Origin of the sequence: Cohnella sp. WQ 127256 (assembly GCF_024519285.1) — a bacterium.
In the GTDB taxonomy this organism is placed as follows: Bacteria; Bacillota; Bacilli; order Paenibacillales; family Paenibacillaceae; genus Cohnella.
The window spans coordinates 189,421-206,255 of sequence record NZ_JAMZCY010000001.1; the positions used below are offsets into that span (position 1 = coordinate 189,421).

Here is a 16,835-nt window from a genome sequence, read left to right on the forward strand (position 1 = left end):
AAAGGAGTGGCTCTAGTGGCTATGGAACAACACTCCGTGACAGCGGAAAGGGGCTCTCTCGTTTCCTTATGGGGGCTACTCGGTTTGTTTATTGTAAAAGGCACGGTCGGTTGGATGACTGGAAGTAAAGCACTGCTCGCAGATGCTTGTCATTCCGCAGCCGATTGCGCTAGCACAGCAACCTCTTATCTAGGAATCCGTAAAGCTCGGACTGATCCAAATGCGATGAGTTCATCTCGTAAGCAGCCAGAATCCATGGCGGCAATTGTCTTATCTGCTTTGTTGCTCGTTGTGGGAATTGAAATCGGGATCTCGTCGGTTCGATCGGTTGCAAATGGAGTGGATGAAGCACCGGGTGTAGGAGCCGTTATCGTCATTGCGATCGGTATTGGAGTTCGAGAAGGTCTTGTCCGTTATAAGCGAAGTAGCGACCTCCGCTGCGGAATTCGTGGAGATCGGGCCGGAGACAATCGTTCTGATATTTTTGCTTCATTAACCGCTTTGGTCGGTACGTCTGGTGCGTTCATTGGTGGCCTTTACGACATGCCGTTTCTTTATGTGCTTGATCCGGCGGCTGGTCTTGTGATCTCCGTATTTGTCATTCGAATGGGCTATCGGTTAATTGCAGGCGTCCTTCGGTCATCTGACCATTCTGTTATGGATGATGCGGATGCACAGACCTTGCTGGAGGCTGTTCAAAGGGTGGACGGTGTCGTAGCCGTTGACGAGGTGAAAGCCCGTGAGCAAGGCCATTATGTGATCTTAGATGTCATTATCCGAGTGAATCCACGAATTAGCGTATTCGAAGGGCAAGATGTCGCACTTCGCGTACGTCGGCAATTGACCAAGCGCTTCTTGCATGTGATGGATGCCAATGTGAAGGTACAGCCTTATGATCCAGGCTTTCCTTACAAGTCTAATCATCAAGAAGATGAGCTAGCATCATTTGTGCAATAATTAGGTTTTTAAGTGTTTATGTCATGAATAAATCCGCCGCCAACCTGACGGCGGATTTATTTATTTTTTTCGCTTGAGGGAGGTTAGCAATATCGTGATTAAATCTAAGTATAGATGGGATTTACCTAAGGTAGAGGACAACAAGGTCGCGGAACTAGCCGAAAGCTTGAATGTTAGCGGTTTGGTCGCAGGGGTTCTCGCAGGTCGAGGATGGACATCCTTGGAGGAAACTGCTGCTTTTCTCCATCATGATATGGATCATCTCTTAGATCCGTTTGAAATGAAAGGAATGGCTGAAGCAGTCGAGCGAATTTCCCGCGCAATACGAGATGGAGAACGGATTCGAGTTTACGGAGATTACGACGCGGATGGGGTCACTTCAACAGCTCTTATGATGCGTCTGCTCAAGCAATTGGGGGCTTCCTTTGATACGTATATTCCCCATAGGAGCCGCGAAGGGTATGGGCTTAATCTAGGAGCGATTGATCTGGCTGTGGAAGCAGGCGTTCAGCTTCTGATTACCGTAGACAATGGGATCAGTGCAGTCGAGCAAATTGCATATGCAACACATAGAGGGATAGATGTGATCGTTACGGATCATCATGAAGCACCGGAGATACTACCGATTGCGATAGCTCTTGTTAACCCTAAGCAGAAGGATTGTCCTTATCCTTTCAAGGGGTTATGTGGGGCTGGGGTAGTATTTAAGCTCGCTCATGCAATGCTTGGACATCCCGTAAAGGAATATGCAGATTTAGCGGCGATAGGGACAATAGCTGATCTTATGCCCCTTACTGGTGAGAATCGAATTATTGCTCGGCTTGGATTGGAGCAGATGAGACAAAGACCGATTGCTGGAATTCGTGCGCTTGCGAAGGTATCCAATGTTAATCCTGAGGATTTGAATAGTGGACGTATAGGCTTCTCCTTGGCTCCAAGACTTAATGCTGGGGGGCGACTAGCTCATGCGGATGTCGCACTTAAATTACTTACAGCGATGGATGATGAGGAAGCAGAGAAGCTGGCTATTGAACTGGATGGATTAAACAGTGAACGCCAAGCGCTAGTGGAACAAACCGTAATCGAAGCAGACGACATGTGGCAGAGCCAATGTGCCGACGCTGGGGGCGTGCAGCGGAATGTTATCGTTCTTGCTAAGGAAGGCTGGAATGCAGGAATCGCTGGTTTAGTTGCCTCCAAGCTTGTGGAGCGTTATTATCGACCTGTCATCATTCTTGCCTTGGATGTGGTAACGGGATTATGCAAAGGCTCGGCTCGCTCCATAGAAGGGTTTGATCTATACGCTGCGCTAACGGAATGTGCTAGCTTGCTGGAGCATTATGGTGGTCATCAAGCGGCGGCGGGGATGACTATTTCCCAGGAAAGTGTTGGGGAGCTTGCCGATCGCTTGCATAACCTGGCGGAGCAATGGTTGAGTAAAGAAGACTGGCAGCCTAAGAGACGCGTGGATCTAGGCATTACCCTTGCGGATATTACGATTAAAGCTGTAGATCAGCTAGCTAGCTTGGAGCCATTCGGCAATGGGAATCCAACCCCACGTATTATGATTCGTGATGTGCTGATCCAATCTAGTCGCACAATGGGGAAGGAAGGCAATCATCTGCGTATTACGGTTGAGCAAAGCGGACAATCGATCGATGTGGTCGCGTTTGGTATGGGGGAACACAAGGATCGATTGGCACCTGGGCTGTTCATAGACTTGCTCGGAGAGCTGTCCATTAATGAATGGAATGGCAATCGCAAAGTTCAGATGATGTTCCAGGACTTTCGTTCGCAGAAATTGCGAGTGACCGATCGGCGTAAGGACCAGAAGAGTTGGACGGGTATAGAGGGACATGTGTTAAATAAGCCGCAAACAGACTTTGTCATCTGCTGCGCTTCTACGACGTTATATAAGGAGGCCAGCTCCAGATTCGGCCAGTCTGAAATTGTTGTTAGCTTATATAAAGATTCAGGTAATGATCAACTTCATGGACGTCGACATTTCATATTACTTGGTCTACCGACGAGTGACCAAGAGGTTAGAGCTTTGAAGCAATGGTTATCACTAGAGCGAGGATTAGAGAGCGTAACCGTATTCTCTGAGCAAGATGCTAGTCATAAAATAACAGAGAAAGTTACTTTTCCCGAAAGACAGCATTTCGCCGAAGTATATGCGATGTGCCGCAAACGAGTTACGTGGTTGGATAGCCCTGACGGTTTCATGCAAGAGACGGCGATGGTATGTGAAAGGCCCTTATCTACAATTCGGATGATGCACGAAGTATTCATTGAGCTCGGCTTCATTTCTGTATCAGGGGCATCACGGAAAATAGTTTCAGATCCTCCCCGCAAGGGCTTAGAAGAGTCTGAACGGTATCGTAAAGCTCGCGAGCTTGCCACCGATTTAAGCTTGACGGAGATGTCAACGGAAGAGCTTCAGAACTGGATTGACTCCTGTCACTTGGCTTCGGGCGATTAAGCCGCTGGGAGGGTGAGGCTGGGGTAATGGAGAGGAATTCCCTTGTTCAAGCTACTCTCTAGCCAAAGGGTATGTAAAAAGTGTATAATGCTGTTCGTGATCTTGAAACATTTAGCTGCATTCCTAATTAGAGGTTGAACACGCACTTTAAAGGAGTTTGATATTCGTGAATTTCAAAGACTACATCAGAGTTATCCCTGATTTTCCGCAGCCGGGCATCCGGTTTAAGGATATTACAACATTACTTAAAGATGGTCCGGCATATCGGGCAGCTATTGAAGCTATGAAAGAACTGATAAAGGATAAGGAAATCGACTTAATAGCAGGACCAGAAGCACGTGGGTTCGTGATCGGCGCACCACTTGCAATTGCACTTGGTGTGGGCTTCGTTCCGATTCGTAAAAGTGGCAAGCTTCCAGGGCAAACCGTAGAAGCGGCTTATGATCTGGAATATGGCAAAGATCGCCTCGCGATTCATAATGATTCGATCAAGCCAGGGCAAAAAATATTGATCGCTGACGATTTACTGGCTACAGGAGGCACAATTGCAACTTCAATCGATTTGATTAATCAGCTCGGTGGCGAAATTGTAGGTGCAGCTTTCTTGATCGAGCTTGGTTATTTAAGCGGACGTGAGAAGCTGTCGGGTATTGATGTATTTTCTTTGATGACGTATTAATCGAACACGATCAGGACATCCACTTTAGTCTAATGGCTAGTAGGGTGTCCTTTTTTGCAAATCGGATAGTTAGTCGGTCTGGTCCACCCTGCCCATCGCTTCAAGGTTGACGATTTCCGCCGTGAAGAGGCATAATGGTAGCAATAAACTTCAGGGAAAACTCCCGGTGACGGATCCGGCGGAAAGGAAACTAGCATGGGCATGGAGCTGCTTCTTGAGAAAGCATCTACGTATATGAAAGAGCAAGATTTGCAGAAAATTCGGGAAGCGTACGAATTCGCTGAAGAGGCACATCGCGGACAAGTTCGTAAATCCGGTGAACCTTATATTTTACATCCTCTAGCTGTAGCTGAAATTATTATGGGGATGCAAATGGATGTCGTCACAGTTATGGCGGCATTACTTCATGATGTAGTCGAAGACACGAATGTCACGCTAGACGATTTGCGTAGCCGATTTGGTGAAACATTAGCGGGCCTAGTCGACGGATTAACCAAGCTGGAGCGGATTCAATTCCAATCCAAGGAGGAGCAGCAGAACGAGAATTATCGGAAAATGTTCGTGGCTATGGCCAATGATATTCGCGTGATTCTTATTAAACTGGCTGACCGACTGCACAATATGCGCACGCTTAAATTCCAGTCGGAGGAAAGTCAGCGTCGTATTGCGCATGAAACATTAGAAATTTTCTGCCCGATCGCTCATAGATTAGGGATTAGCTCAATTAAATGGGAGATGGAGGATATTGCACTTCGATTCCTCAACCCACAGCAATACTATCGCATAGCCCACCTTATGAAGATGAAACGGACTGAGCGGGAGCAGCATATTACCGAACTGATCGATCGCATTCATGAGAAGCTCGATGAAATGGGCATCCATGGTGATATATCCGGTCGACCTAAACATATTTATAGCGTTTATAAGAAGATGAGCAGCCGCAATAAGCAATTTAACGAGATTTATGATTTATTAGCTATTCGTATTCTTGTTGATAACGTGAAGGATTGCTATGCGACGCTCGGGATAATTCATACGCTATGGAAGCCGATGCCGGGTCGCTTTAAAGATTATATTGCTATGCCTAAGGCGAACATGTATCAATCATTGCATACCACGATAGTGGGCTCGACTGGTGAACCGACGGAAGTTCAGATCCGGACATGGGATATGCATCGGACGAGTGAGATCGGGATCGCAGCACACTGGGCATATAAGGACGGAAATTCAGCAGGAGTAGCACCAGGCAGCTTCGGAGACAAGATGAACTGGTTCCGCGAGATCATAGAGCTACAACAGGAAACTCGTGATGCGGCGGAGTTTATGGAATCGTTGAAAATGGACTTTTTCACCGATCTTGTATTTGTGTTTACTCCTAAGGGTGAAGTATTTGAGCTTCCTGCGGGATCAGTCCCGCTTGATTTTGCCTATCGGGTTCATACGGAGGTCGGAAACAGGACGATTGGAGCCAAGGTTAATGGTCGAATTGTTCCCCTCGATCATAAGCTTAAGACGGGTGATATTGTCGAGATTCTGACTTCCAAGCATTCTTATGGGCCGAGCCAAGATTGGCTGAAAATTGCACAATCTTCTCACTCGAGAAGCAAGATTCGCCAATGGTTTAAGAAGGAACAGCGGGAAGAGAGCGTTGATAAAGGTCGTGAGCTTCTTGAGCGTGAGCTTAAGCGACTTGGTTTAGAGCCATATGAGTGGATGACGGAGGACAAGCTCCAAGAAGTGGCTAAGAAATTTACGTTTAATGACATGGAAGATATGATGTCAGCGATTGGCTTCGGGGGAATTACAGCTGCACAAATCTGTACGAAGCTGACGGAGAAGCTGCGCAAGATAGCGGAAGAAGCACAGCAAATTCAACTGACGACAGAAGTAAAAGAGATGAAGGCTCCTTCATCATCTGTGGAGAAGAAGCGTCCAACCCATGGGGTTAGCGTCAAAGGTGTAGATAACTTGCTCGTGCGCTTTGCCCGTTGCTGTAATCCTGTACCCGGGGATGACATTGTCGGCTATATTACGCGAGGACGAGGAGTATCGGTTCACCGGAGCGATTGTCCGAACATTCCTACGGGTGAAGACGGCGAAGAAGTGGCACGAGTTATAGAAGTCGAGTGGGAATCGGCGGTCGAGTCGAATTATAGCGTTGAAATTGAGATCCTAGGCCATGATCGCCGAGGGTTATTAAATGAAGTGCTGCAAGCCGTCTCGGAGAGCAAGACGAATATTGCCGCAGTATCCGGTCGGTCCGATAAGAATAAAATGGCGATTATGCATATGACGATCCTTATACGTAATAAGGACCATCTTCAATCCGTTGTCGATAAAATCAAACGTGTCAAAGATATTTTTTCCGTGCAACGGATGATGCAATAGCAGTGGGTAGCTAGGATTGTTAGGACGGAGGTTGCAGTAATGAAGGTTGTTTTACAGCGGGTATCTGAAGCTCGGGTAACCGTGAATGGTACGATTGTAGGTGAGATCGGAAAAGGTTTGGTACTCCTTGTTGGCTTTGGTCACGAGGATGCGGAGCAGGATTTGGTCTGGATGGCAAACAAGCTTGCAGGATTACGAATATTTGAAGATGATACTGGGAAAATGAACCTGTCAGTGGAAGACGTTAAGGGAGCAATTTTGTCGGTATCCCAATTTACTTTGTACGGGGATTGTCGCAACGGCAAAAGACCTAACTTCATGGCAGCAGCGAAACCTGACGTTGCCGAAACCCTGTATGAACAGTTCAACGCCCGTTTACGTGCACGGGGACTACAAGTGGAAACGGGCACATTCGGTGCGATGATGGATGTCGCTCTCATCAACGACGGGCCTGTTACACTGATCCTTGATAGTAAGAACGGTTGAAATAAGCGCGAAGCGGTAACACTACATGTCAAACCCTTTCTTGGTTAAGCTAGGAGTGACGACATGAGGCAATCGCGCAAGGAAGCGAATATGGAATGGATGATGCGGGAAGGATTAATTCCGGAACGTAGGGAGGCGATGGTGGTGTCGAGCCAAATTCGCGAGGAGTTCGCGAGCGATATGGGTTCGAATTCACCTGCTGGCGCCGCCCACGGAAGGCGTCATCCTCCAGGTGGACGAGGGTGAGGATTGGGCTCTAACTAATGAGGCTGACGCGGTAGGTCTATTCAGACTTTCCTCGTGAGCCTCATTGAATAATTAGCTAGACCAACCGTGAAGGTGTGGATTTAAGAATCCGCTTACTTTTTTGTAACGAAACTGTAATCTGTTATTCACACCCTCTTAAAGTAAATAGACTAATCTATAGACGACCCCCTTTTCAATATAATAATTTATGAACCTGCCAATACGTTGGCAGGTTATTTTCTTTCTACAATTGGCAAGAAATATACTTTTGATCGAAAGTGACAACTTGACATGCTCACGGCAACATACTACAATTAGTAACAATTGCATTTTGCCTTTGATTCTATGATGGGAAACAGTACTCTGACCCCACGCCCCCAGAGAGGAAAGCCTTTAGGCTGTAAGCTTTCCGGCGATGATTAGACGAAAGACATCCTTGAGAACCCGATGTGAACGACATGACCCGACATTTCGGAAGTGTTCGATAGCATTATGGCGTAGCCGGGCGTTAACCGGATGAAGCGCAAGCTGAAGTTAGCTTGAATGTCGGGTGGCACCGCGGGAGCATATCAAATACGCTCTCGTCCCTGACGATCTTAGGATCGTTGTGGGACGAGAGCTTTTTTATTTTTGAAAAAAGGAGTGAATCTTTATGAATTTTCAAAAACCGCCTGGAACACAGGACATTTTACCTGGAAACTCAGAGCTATGGCAATTCGTTGAAAATACTGCTCGTGATATTTGTCGACGTTATCGCTTTAGTGAAATTCGTACGCCAATATTCGAGGGAACAGAGCTGTTCAAGCGTGGAGTTGGCGAAACAACAGATATCGTAGAAAAAGAGATGTATACGTTCGAGGACCGCGGTAAGCGCAGTATGACACTTCGGCCGGAGGGTACTGCCGGAGTCGTCCGCTCCTATGTGGAGAATAAGCTTTATGGTGAGCCTGATCTTACCAAGCTGTACTATATTGGACCCATGTTCCGATACGAGCGGGCACAAGCGGGAAGGTTCCGCCAATTCCATCAGTTCGGAATTGAAGCCTTAGGGTCGTCTGATCCGGCTCTGGACGCCGAGGTTATTGCTTTAGGTTACATGTTCTATGCTGAACTAGGCCTTAAAGGGGTAACTGTGGATCTTAATTCCGTCGGAACGCCTGCAGTTAGAGCCGCTTTTAGAGAAAAGCTATTAGCCTTTTTGTTACCGATCAAAGAGGATTTGTGCAAGGATTGTCAAGCGAGAATGGATCGTAATCCGCTGCGTGTGCTCGACTGTAAAGTCGATCAAGATAAATTTACGAATGCTCCTTCGATCGTGGACAGTCTGGATGAGGAGTGTGAAACTCATTTCGCAAGGGTACGTGAGTGCCTTGATGAAATGGGAATTCCCTACAATCTGAATTCAAGGCTTGTCCGTGGATTGGATTATTACACACACACGGCATTCGAATACAAGGCTCAAGGTATTGGCGCAATCGATACGATTGGCGGTGGCGGGAGATATAATGGACTCGTTGCTGAAGTTGGTGGAGACGACAAACCGGGAGTTGGGCTTGGACTCGGTTTGGAGCGAACACTACTCCTGCTAGAAAGCCAAGGCATTAAACCTGATTTGGGTAACAACGCTGATGTATACGTCGTCGCACTTGGCGATCGTGCGGAGAAGGCTTTGCCTCAATTACTACAGCAGCTTCGTACGGCTGGTATTGCTGCGGAACGCGATTATCAAGGACGTAAGACAAAAGCTCAATTCAAAGCAGCTGAGCGCAGTGGTGCACGTTTTGCGGCAGTTCTCGGCGATGATGAATTAGATCGCGGAGAGATTTCGCTTAGACCCGTTACGGGTGGCGAACAGCAAGTCGTGAAGCTAGTGGATCTAGCACAAACGATTCAATCACTCACATCCATAGACGTAAAGGGGAACAACTAATCATGATGCTTAAAAATATTGATTGCGGTAAATTGTCCAAGGAGAACGTAGGTCAGACGGTTATTTTGAACGGCTGGGTGCAAGGCTGGCGCGACTTCGGAGGCATTCTCTTCATTGACCTTCGTGACCGTTCAGGGATTGTACAGATCGTTTTTAATCCAGATTTTTCAGGTCAAGCGTTGGATCTAGGAAGCCGCGCTCGTAATGAATACGTATTAGCTGTGAAAGGGAAAATCGTAGAGCGTGATGCAGCTACGTTCAACCCAAACCTAGCAACAGGTGAGATCGAAGTTCAAGTTGAAGAAGTAGAGATCATCAATGCAGCAAAAACGCCTCCTTTCCCAATCGAAGATGGCGTAGAAGTGGATGAATCACTTCGCCTGAAATATCGTTATTTGGACCTTCGCCGTCCTGAAATGCAAAGAACACTTTTGCTTCGTTCCAAAGCGACTAAAATTTTCCGCGATTTCTTGGATGACAATGGCTTTATCGATGTAGAGACACCGATTCTAACGAAGAGCACACCGGAAGGCGCACGTGACTACCTGGTGCCGAGCCGGGTTCATCCAGGCGAGTTTTTCGCATTGCCGCAATCCCCACAATTGTTCAAGCAATTGTTGATGGTTGGCGGAATCGAACGCTATTATCAAGTGGCTCGTTGCTTCCGCGATGAAGACCTTCGTGCTGACCGTCAACCTGAATTTACGCAAATCGATATCGAGACTTCTTTCCTCTCCCAAGATCAGCTGCTTGGTATGATGGAGCAATTGATGGCTCGTCTATTCCGTGAAACGATTGGCGTAGAAATTCCGACACCATTCCAACGCTTGACTTACCATGATGCGATCCATAAATACGGCTCCGATAAGCCGGACCTACGTTTCGGTCTGGAAATCGAAGACGTTACAGATATTGTAAAAACGAGTGAAGTGAAGGTGTTCGCATCTGTTGCTGCATCCGGTGGTGTTGTTAAAGCATTGAATGCTAAGGGCTGTGCAAGCTGGAGCCGTAAAGAGCTAGATGATCTTCAACCATTCGCGGCACGTTATGGCGGTAAAGGTATCGCTTGGATTACGGTAAAAGACGGCGAGTGGAAGGGACCGATCGTTAAATTCTTCAAGCCTGAAGAAATTGCAGCATTAACGGAGCGTTTGAACGTTGAAGATGGCGACTTACTGACCTTCTCCGCTGATAAGTTGAAAACAGCTGCGGATATTATGGGTAACTTGCGTCAAAAGGTAGGACGCGATCTTGGTCTCATCGACAACAAGGCTTACAAATTCTTATGGGTTGTTGACTTCCCATTACTCGGTTGGGACGAAGAAGGCAAGCGCTTTGTTGCGGAACACCATCCCTTCACCCGCCCAGCAGATGAGGATCTACCATTGTTCGAAACAGATCCAGGTGCTATTCGTGCGCAAGCCTATGATATCGTGCTTAACGGTTATGAAGTTGGTGGTGGGTCCATGCGTATCTATCGCCGCGAAGTTCAAGAACAAATGTTCAAAGCACTTGGGTTCTCTGCTGAAGAAGCACAAGAAAAGTTTGGTTTCTTCCTCGACGCGTTCGAATATGGCACGCCTCCGCATGGAGGAATCGCTTTCGGATTGGATCGCCTGATCATGTTGCTGACAGGTCGCACGAACTTGCGCGAAACGATCGCATTCCCGAAAACAGCAAGCGCTACGGATTTGTTGTGCGACGCTCCATCTGCGGTTACAGAACGTCAATTAGACGACCTTCACGTTCGTCTGTCGGCTAAAGCCATTGCTGCACAAACAAAAGCTACGGCAACTTCGGAGCAATCGGAAGAAGCGGGCGATTCTGACGATCAAAGCCAAGGCTAATTAAAAAGGAGAGAAGCACCGATGTTGCATCAGTTCTCCAGAACGGAATTAGCCATCGGGCCAGAGGGGCTGGAGCTGCTTAAGGGCAGCACAGTCGCTGTGCTTGGTATTGGCGGAGTCGGCGGGATTGCGGCTGAAGCGATCGCTCGCTCGGGTGTCGGGCGGATTATCTTGATCGACAAGGATGTTGTCGATATTACGAACATTAACCGTCAAATCCATGCGTTAACGACAACTGTCGGCCAACCTAAAGCAGATTTGATGAAGGATCGCATTAAGCTCATTAATCCAGAGTGTGATGTGATTGCGTTAAGGATGTTCTACACCGAGGAAACGTATGAAGAGCTATTCAAGTACCCCCTTGATTATGTTATAGATGCTTCGGATACGATCGGGTATAAGATTCATCTCATTAAGCAATGCTTGGAGCGCAAGATTCCGATTATTTCTAGTATGGGCGCGGCTAATAAGACTGATCCAACACGCTTTCAAGTTGCGGATATTTCGAAAACAACCGTAGATCCAATGGCTAGAGTTATTCGTAAGAAGCTGCGCAGTGAAGGGATCAAGAAGGGTGTTCAGGTCGTATTCTCCACGGAGCTTCCTATTAAACCGAGAGAAGATGTGACACAGCGGATTGTACCGGATACTGCTCCTGAAATTCGTAAAGCACAGCAACCCCCTTCTAGCAATGCGTTTGTCCCTCCGGTAGCAGGCTTGATCATGGTTAGTGTCGTGTTCAAAGATCTACTTGCCAAAGTGGATAAGCCATATGTATAAGAAATAATGGTTATATAAAATAGGCTATTCCAGGGAGTGTATCCCTGGAATAGCCTTATTTTGTTATACGATATCTATCGACTAAGGTCGATGAATCGTTTTAACATGATCGAGATGGATAAAGGTACTGGCGCCGTCCGCAGTGACCAATTCAAGAAGATTATTTTGTACAGATTTGAGAAGGCCTATTTTCTCCGGATGTTCTCCCAAATCTAAGATAACGAACTCATTCTGGAATTTTCTTAATTGTTGGTCAAAGGTTCGGGCAAGTGAAGCGGTTGTCGGATGGACTGGGAACTTTTCTTGTTCGAGTGCATATGGCGTTGTATGGGGGTCATAGGGTACAAGTATTTTTAGGTGTCTCATCGACACATATAACGATCTGAACATAGGAGAGTAGAAGACGAAAAAATCATTCATGATGCTTGTAACATATCCATGAACCGTCTGACTACCTGCAATATAAAGCTCAGAAAACATTCCCTTGGCGTTAAGCAGTACTTTTCGATAGGACAAATCCATAGCGGGATCAAGTGGCGGTTCGGATGGCACACCGAAATTAGATTCGAGTACAGGGCAGCGAGTTAATTGCTGGATATGAACGAGAGGGACGTAGAGGAATTGGGTGCCATTGTGCAAAACTAGAATATCGGTGCCCAGATCAATGAGCCTACCTTTAACAGGAAGCCGGGTGCCCGATACGGTTAGAGATACGGATTGGTTCAAATAAGTTTCCATGGGTTCAGCGGAAGCACCTCCTTTGCAACTACACTACAATCGGGGCTTGAGTTTGGTTAACCGCGGCCATTTCCTTTGTTACGGCTTTCCCCTTGACGACCACTATTGCTCCGATTTCTGTTGCCGGATTTGTTGCCCCCAGATTTGTTACCACCTGATCTGTTGCTGCCAGATTTTTTGGTGGAGTTGTTGCCACCCGACTTGTTATTGACGTTGCCGGATTTGTTATTTCCAGATTTGTTGTTGTTTTTATTTTCGTTTTTGTTTTCGTTTTTGTTGTTATTATTTTTGTTGTTATTGTTGTTTTGATTTTTTTGGGAGGTACTTACGTTTTTAATGTGGAAGGTCGGAATTCTTACAAGTTCACGGTCAACAATCAGTAATACGTTATCTCTGGATATTTCAGCAAGGAAGCCGTCGAGCTTTTCATGTCCTCCGCGATTGATTTGAATGTGTCTATGTTTCAAATGTGTCAGTAGGGATTGGAAGTTAGGTGCGCTAATAAAGCTTCTATGACGGGACCCTCCTGAGCGAGCACCACTTCGATTGCCACCGGAATTGCCACCACTTTTCCCTCCACCGGTGGAGCCCTCTGTAATGCTTTTTACGTGAGCTCCATTAACATAGACAACAACATTGTCAGACCGGATAACGAGATAATCGCCAGGGATAGCGATAAGCGCACCTTCTACGCTATCGTGACCTCCACGATTGATACGAACCTCTTGACCAATAAGGTGATTGGCTTGCATGGCATAATTGTGTTGGCGACTTTGAGTCTCCTGTTGCTGTACGGTTTGAACCGGCTGGTGAAAACTAAACATTGGTTCATTCTCCTTCCATAATAGGGAAATGGATTTCATGTTGATAGAATCGCTAAACTAACTTCTCACATCGTGAATGAGGGGACAGCTGCCTTCAAGCATAGATACTCAATTGTTATCCTTATACTTTGTCCCTCCTTTGCACTTGTGGGGGAAGTGAGTTTGTAATCTATATCTATGTGTACCCTTGATAAAGAGATACGGTTGGTTGTCCTAGCCCCTTGTAAATTCCACGTTTAATAGGAGTGAAATGCCCTATTTACTTCATTTTCAGCTCGTATTCTGCGCTTGTCTCTGTCACTATCAAACAATTCTACATAGAGTGAATGATCTTCAAATGGGAGGTGTAGCTTCATTGAACATGGAATTGCATGCAAATCGTAATTGTAACAATCTCCGTCCTAAGCGTTATTACCGGAAATGCAAATGCTGGTGGAGGAAAGACGGTGGTAAGAAGCAAGGTGGGGGGCAGAATCAAGGGACAAATCAAGATGACAATGTTCAAGCACCGCAAAATGATCATCAAACCTGGGGAGACTGGGGTGGTCGTACTGGCGGAAGAACAGACGGACGGCATATGAGTGACGGAAATCGTAATCGAACAGGTGGAAGAAGTGGAAAAACCGGTAGAAACGATGGACGTACCGGCGGAAGCAGAGGGCGATCTGGAGGAAATGGTGGACGTACCGGTGGAAGCAGAGGGCGAACTGGAGGAATTGGTGGACGTACTGGCGGAAGCAGAGGGCGTACAGGAGGAAATGGTGGACGTACCGGCGGAAGCAGAGGGCGTACAGGAGGAAATGGTGGACGTACCGGCGGAAGCAGAGGACGCTGTTAATTTCTGAATCGTGAATGCCGCAACTATTGTAGAGGTTATTTTTTTCAGCGTGAGCTGTAAGGGTAGCCTCTTCTTTTTGGCTTGGTTCATAGACGAATGCCGTTTCCGCTAATACCAGGGCGACATACGCTGATATAGATGAATGGACGTTTCAGGAGGAAAGGCGGAGACGACATGCCTCTACCCGTTAGAACACTTATTATTAGTGAATCGGCGAGCCGAGAGTTAGAGAAAAATTTGTGGAATGACAAGTATGTGCCGGCAAAAATGAAGGCTAATGGAACAATCGTGTCGGTATCAGTTCGTTATCGCGGTGGGCATACAAGAAGCTATCCCAAACGTTCTTATGAGGTTGTTCGTAAAAATCAAGCATTTCATTATAATGCAGAATTTGATGATCCTTCGATCATTCGTAATGCTTTATCCTTTGCCTTTTTCCCGATGATCGGTGTACCTGCACCTAGAACAAAGCACGTGCTTTTAATGATCAATGGCGAAGCACTAGGAATCTACTTAGAAATTGAAGGTGTGGAGAAGCTTTTCTTTCGCAGAAGAAAGATCGGAGCCTCCGCCTTGTTCTATGCGATAAATAACGGAGCGGATTTCGGGATTAATAATCCCGAAACGAATCGCCCCAAATCGTCTCTTCTGTCGGGCTATGAATATCGGTTTGGAAATTCATCTGAGAAAACAAAGCTAAAATCATTTGTAAAGGGACTTAACACACATAAAGGTGAACAAGGACTGGCCTTCATACAATCTCGTCTGGATGTTAACAATTATCTGAGTTGGTTGGCGGGAGCGGTGTTAACAGGGAACTACGACGGTTTTGAACAAAATTATGCGATCTATCGCAGCCAGAAAACAAACAAGCTGCGTATGATTCCATGGGACTACGAAGGAACCTGGGGACGAAATTGCTATGGCAGAATCGTGGATAGCGACTTGGTAGCGGTATCCGGATACAACTTTTTAACCCGTAAGCTTCTATCGTATTCGAGCATAAGGAAACAGTATAAAACGATTTTACAGAAAGCTCTGAACGGTCCCTTTACGGAAAGCAGTTTAATGCCCATCGTAGAAAAAATGATAAGTGAAGTTGCTCCTGATGTTCGGGATGACCGAGCACGGAGATGGTCATATGGTGAATTTCTTGGGGAACCAAGTGTATTCCGTAGTTATATCAGGGAAAGGAGAGCCATCATACAGTCAGAACTACGCCGTCTTTAGAAGAACGTACGTTCCTATTCTCTTCCTGTCGGTGATCGTTTCTGATATGATGGGGGGAGAAGAAAGGCGGTTTGCACAATGGATTTATTCAGCTTTCAAGCACATTCGGAGCCACGAGCTCGATTGCTCGCTGATCGGATGCGCCCTGAAACCTTGGAGGAATATATCGGCCAGGAGCACCTCATTGGCCCGGGTAAATTGTTGAGACGGGCGATTGAGGGGGATGTCGTATCCTCCATACTCTTATTTGGGCCTCCTGGATGCGGCAAGACGACGTTGGCGCATATTATTTCCAAGCAAACAGAGGGTGACTTTGTTCGACTAAACGCGGTCGATGCAACGGTCAAAGACGTGCGGGAAGTCATCCAGCAAGCGGAAAGTAATAAGAACATGTACGGTCGTAAAACCATATTGTTCCTAGACGAGGTACATCGCTTTAATAGCGCACGACAAGATGCTTTGCTTCCTGCTGTAGAGCGGGGAATTATTATATTTATAGGAGCAACAACGGAAAATCCGTTTCACTCCGTGAACGGAGCTTTATTATCGCGTTCAACGTTATTCCGTTTGGAACCATTGGCCAAGGAACACTCCATGATCGCTATGCGGAGAGCTCTAGCCGACTCGTCCAAAGGACTAGGATTTATGAAGCTATCTGCTGACGAAGAGGCATTGGAGCATATCGCATCAATGGCAAACGGGGATATTCGGCGTGCATTGACGGCGCTTGAACTGGCGGCGGTTACAACGCCTTCCGACCTTGACGGGACGGTTCGTGTGACCCTGGACGTTGCTGAAGAGTCTATTCGCCAGCCGACAGTTCAAGCGGACGAGTCGACACAGTATGACGTATTGTCTGCATTTCATAAGAGTCTCAGAGGCTCAAGTGATGCCGCACTTTTCTGGTTTCTTTATGCAGTGGAGAAGCTGGGGATGGACCCTATGGTGTTTTTGCGGCGCTTGACCGTTGCATGTAGTGAAGATATTGGACTAGCTAACCCTCAAGCGATGGTACAAGCTGTAAGCGCCATGGAAGCCTATCACCGGATCGGGTGGCCCGAATCCAAGTATATTGTGTCACAAGCGATTTTGTTTGCTGTGGAAAGTCCGAAATCCAATGCGATTGCGGTCACGATTGGCAGAATAATGGAATCGTTTGATTCGCTTAAATCTGCAGAGGTCCCCCTTCATTTAAGGGATGGTCATTATAGCGGGGCTATGAAGCTGGGCCATGTAGGCTATCAATATCCGCATGATTATCCTGGACACTTCGTTGAACAGAACTATTTCCCTGAGAAGCTGTCTACTAAAGTGTTCTATGAAGCAACCGAGCAAGGAATGGAAGATAAAATACGCCAAAATCAAATAAAACGAAGAGGTCCACGAAAACAAAAGTAAAATACAGGTAAA

General features: G+C 46.7%; 15 protein-coding genes. 13 read left to right on the forward strand and 2 right to left on the reverse strand.

Features of this window, described 5'->3' with window-relative positions; translation table 11 throughout:
- The first annotated feature begins 21 nt into the window (after window positions 1-21).
- The 9 genes from M1K58_RS00845 to M1K58_RS00885 all read left to right on the forward strand — a co-directional run bounded on the left by M1K58_RS00845 (window position 22) and on the right by M1K58_RS00885 (window position 11,795).
- The gene (locus M1K58_RS00845) at window positions 22-957 is read left to right on the forward strand and encodes a cation diffusion facilitator family transporter (protein ID WP_256758189.1); all 936 of its coding nucleotides are present in this window, start codon (window positions 22-24) and stop codon (window positions 955-957) included.
- A 94-nt stretch (window positions 958-1,051) separates the two neighbouring features.
- On the forward strand, window positions 1,052-3,439 hold the full coding sequence (gene recJ, locus M1K58_RS00850; RefSeq protein ID WP_256756772.1) for a single-stranded-DNA-specific exonuclease RecJ: 2,388 nt from the start codon (window positions 1,052-1,054) through the stop codon (window positions 3,437-3,439).
- 166 nt (window positions 3,440-3,605) lie between these two features.
- Window positions 3,606-4,118: an adenine phosphoribosyltransferase gene (locus tag M1K58_RS00855; RefSeq protein ID WP_256756773.1), complete on the forward strand. Its 513-nt coding sequence runs from the start codon at window positions 3,606-3,608 to the stop codon at window positions 4,116-4,118.
- A gap of 195 nt (window positions 4,119-4,313) precedes the next feature.
- Window positions 4,314-6,506, forward strand: coding sequence for a RelA/SpoT family protein (locus M1K58_RS00860; protein ID WP_256756774.1), 2,193 nt, complete (start codon window positions 4,314-4,316; stop codon window positions 6,504-6,506).
- 39 nt (window positions 6,507-6,545) lie between these two features.
- Complete coding sequence (gene dtd, locus M1K58_RS00865; protein WP_256756775.1) at window positions 6,546-6,992, forward strand: D-aminoacyl-tRNA deacylase; 447 nt, start codon at window positions 6,546-6,548, stop codon at window positions 6,990-6,992.
- Between the two features lie 63 nt (window positions 6,993-7,055).
- Window positions 7,056-7,238, forward strand: coding sequence for a hypothetical protein (locus tag M1K58_RS00870; protein WP_256756776.1), 183 nt, complete (start codon window positions 7,056-7,058; stop codon window positions 7,236-7,238).
- 652 nt (window positions 7,239-7,890) lie between these two features.
- Entirely contained in the window at window positions 7,891-9,168 is a 1,278-nt protein-coding gene (hisS, locus tag M1K58_RS00875) for a histidine--tRNA ligase (RefSeq protein WP_256756777.1), read from the forward strand.
- 2 nt (window positions 9,169-9,170) lie between these two features.
- A complete protein-coding gene (gene aspS, locus M1K58_RS00880; RefSeq protein ID WP_256756778.1) occupies window positions 9,171-11,015 on the forward strand; it encodes an aspartate--tRNA ligase in 1,845 nt (614 codons plus the stop codon).
- A 21-nt stretch (window positions 11,016-11,036) separates the two neighbouring features.
- Window positions 11,037-11,795, forward strand: coding sequence for a tRNA threonylcarbamoyladenosine dehydratase (locus tag M1K58_RS00885; RefSeq protein ID WP_256756779.1), 759 nt, complete (start codon window positions 11,037-11,039; stop codon window positions 11,793-11,795).
- 81 nt (window positions 11,796-11,876) lie between these two features.
- Here the strand turns inward: M1K58_RS00885 and M1K58_RS00890 are convergent, their stop codons facing one another.
- Entirely contained in the window at window positions 11,877-12,533 is a 657-nt protein-coding gene (locus M1K58_RS00890) for a DUF2642 domain-containing protein (protein WP_256756780.1), read from the reverse strand.
- A gap of 56 nt (window positions 12,534-12,589) precedes the next feature.
- Window positions 12,590-13,357, reverse strand: a complete 768-nt coding sequence (locus M1K58_RS00895) for a hypothetical protein (RefSeq protein WP_256756781.1) — start codon at window positions 13,355-13,357, stop codon at window positions 12,590-12,592.
- A 446-nt stretch (window positions 13,358-13,803) separates the two neighbouring features.
- Between M1K58_RS00895 and M1K58_RS00900 the strand changes: the two genes are divergently transcribed.
- The 4 genes from M1K58_RS00900 (at window position 13,804) to M1K58_RS00915 (ending at window position 16,823) form a co-directional block, all read left to right on the forward strand.
- Entirely contained in the window at window positions 13,804-13,938 is a 135-nt protein-coding gene (locus tag M1K58_RS00900) for a hypothetical protein (RefSeq protein WP_256756782.1), read from the forward strand.
- A complete protein-coding gene (locus M1K58_RS00905; protein WP_256756783.1) occupies window positions 13,939-14,202 on the forward strand; it encodes a hypothetical protein in 264 nt (87 codons plus the stop codon). It abuts the gene before it with no gap.
- A 167-nt stretch (window positions 14,203-14,369) separates the two neighbouring features.
- Window positions 14,370-15,425, forward strand: coding sequence for a CotH kinase family protein (locus M1K58_RS00910; RefSeq protein WP_256756784.1), 1,056 nt, complete (start codon window positions 14,370-14,372; stop codon window positions 15,423-15,425).
- A 78-nt stretch (window positions 15,426-15,503) separates the two neighbouring features.
- Window positions 15,504-16,823 carry a replication-associated recombination protein A gene (locus tag M1K58_RS00915; RefSeq protein WP_256756785.1) on the forward strand — a complete coding sequence of 440 codons (1,320 nt, stop codon included), beginning with the start codon at window positions 15,504-15,506 and terminating at the stop codon, window positions 16,821-16,823.
- The last annotated feature ends 12 nt before the right edge of the window (window positions 16,824-16,835 follow it).

Excerpts from the sequence above, each read along its gene's own strand:
- M1K58_RS00890 (WP_256756780.1), bottom strand. The coding sequence starts at position 12,533 with ATGGAAACTTATTTGAACCAATCCGTATCTCTAACCGTATCGGGCACC.
- M1K58_RS00895 (WP_256756781.1), bottom strand. The coding sequence starts at position 13,357 with ATGTTTAGTTTTCACCAGCCGGTTCAAACCGTACAGCAACAGGAGACT.
- M1K58_RS00860 (WP_256756774.1), top strand. The coding sequence starts at position 4,314 with ATGGGCATGGAGCTGCTTCTTGAGAAAGCATCTACGTATATGAAAGAG.
- M1K58_RS00845 (WP_256758189.1), top strand. The coding sequence starts at position 22 with ATGGAACAACACTCCGTGACAGCGGAAAGGGGCTCTCTCGTTTCCTTA.
- aspS (WP_256756778.1), top strand. The coding sequence starts at position 9,171 with ATGATGCTTAAAAATATTGATTGCGGTAAATTGTCCAAGGAGAACGTA.
- M1K58_RS00910 (WP_256756784.1), top strand. The coding sequence starts at position 14,370 with ATGCCTCTACCCGTTAGAACACTTATTATTAGTGAATCGGCGAGCCGA.
- M1K58_RS00915 (WP_256756785.1), top strand. The coding sequence starts at position 15,504 with ATGGATTTATTCAGCTTTCAAGCACATTCGGAGCCACGAGCTCGATTG.
- hisS (WP_256756777.1), top strand. The coding sequence starts at position 7,891 with ATGAATTTTCAAAAACCGCCTGGAACACAGGACATTTTACCTGGAAAC.
- dtd (WP_256756775.1), top strand. The coding sequence starts at position 6,546 with ATGAAGGTTGTTTTACAGCGGGTATCTGAAGCTCGGGTAACCGTGAAT.
- M1K58_RS00885 (WP_256756779.1), top strand. The coding sequence starts at position 11,037 with ATGTTGCATCAGTTCTCCAGAACGGAATTAGCCATCGGGCCAGAGGGG.
- M1K58_RS00870 (WP_256756776.1), top strand. The coding sequence starts at position 7,056 with ATGAGGCAATCGCGCAAGGAAGCGAATATGGAATGGATGATGCGGGAA.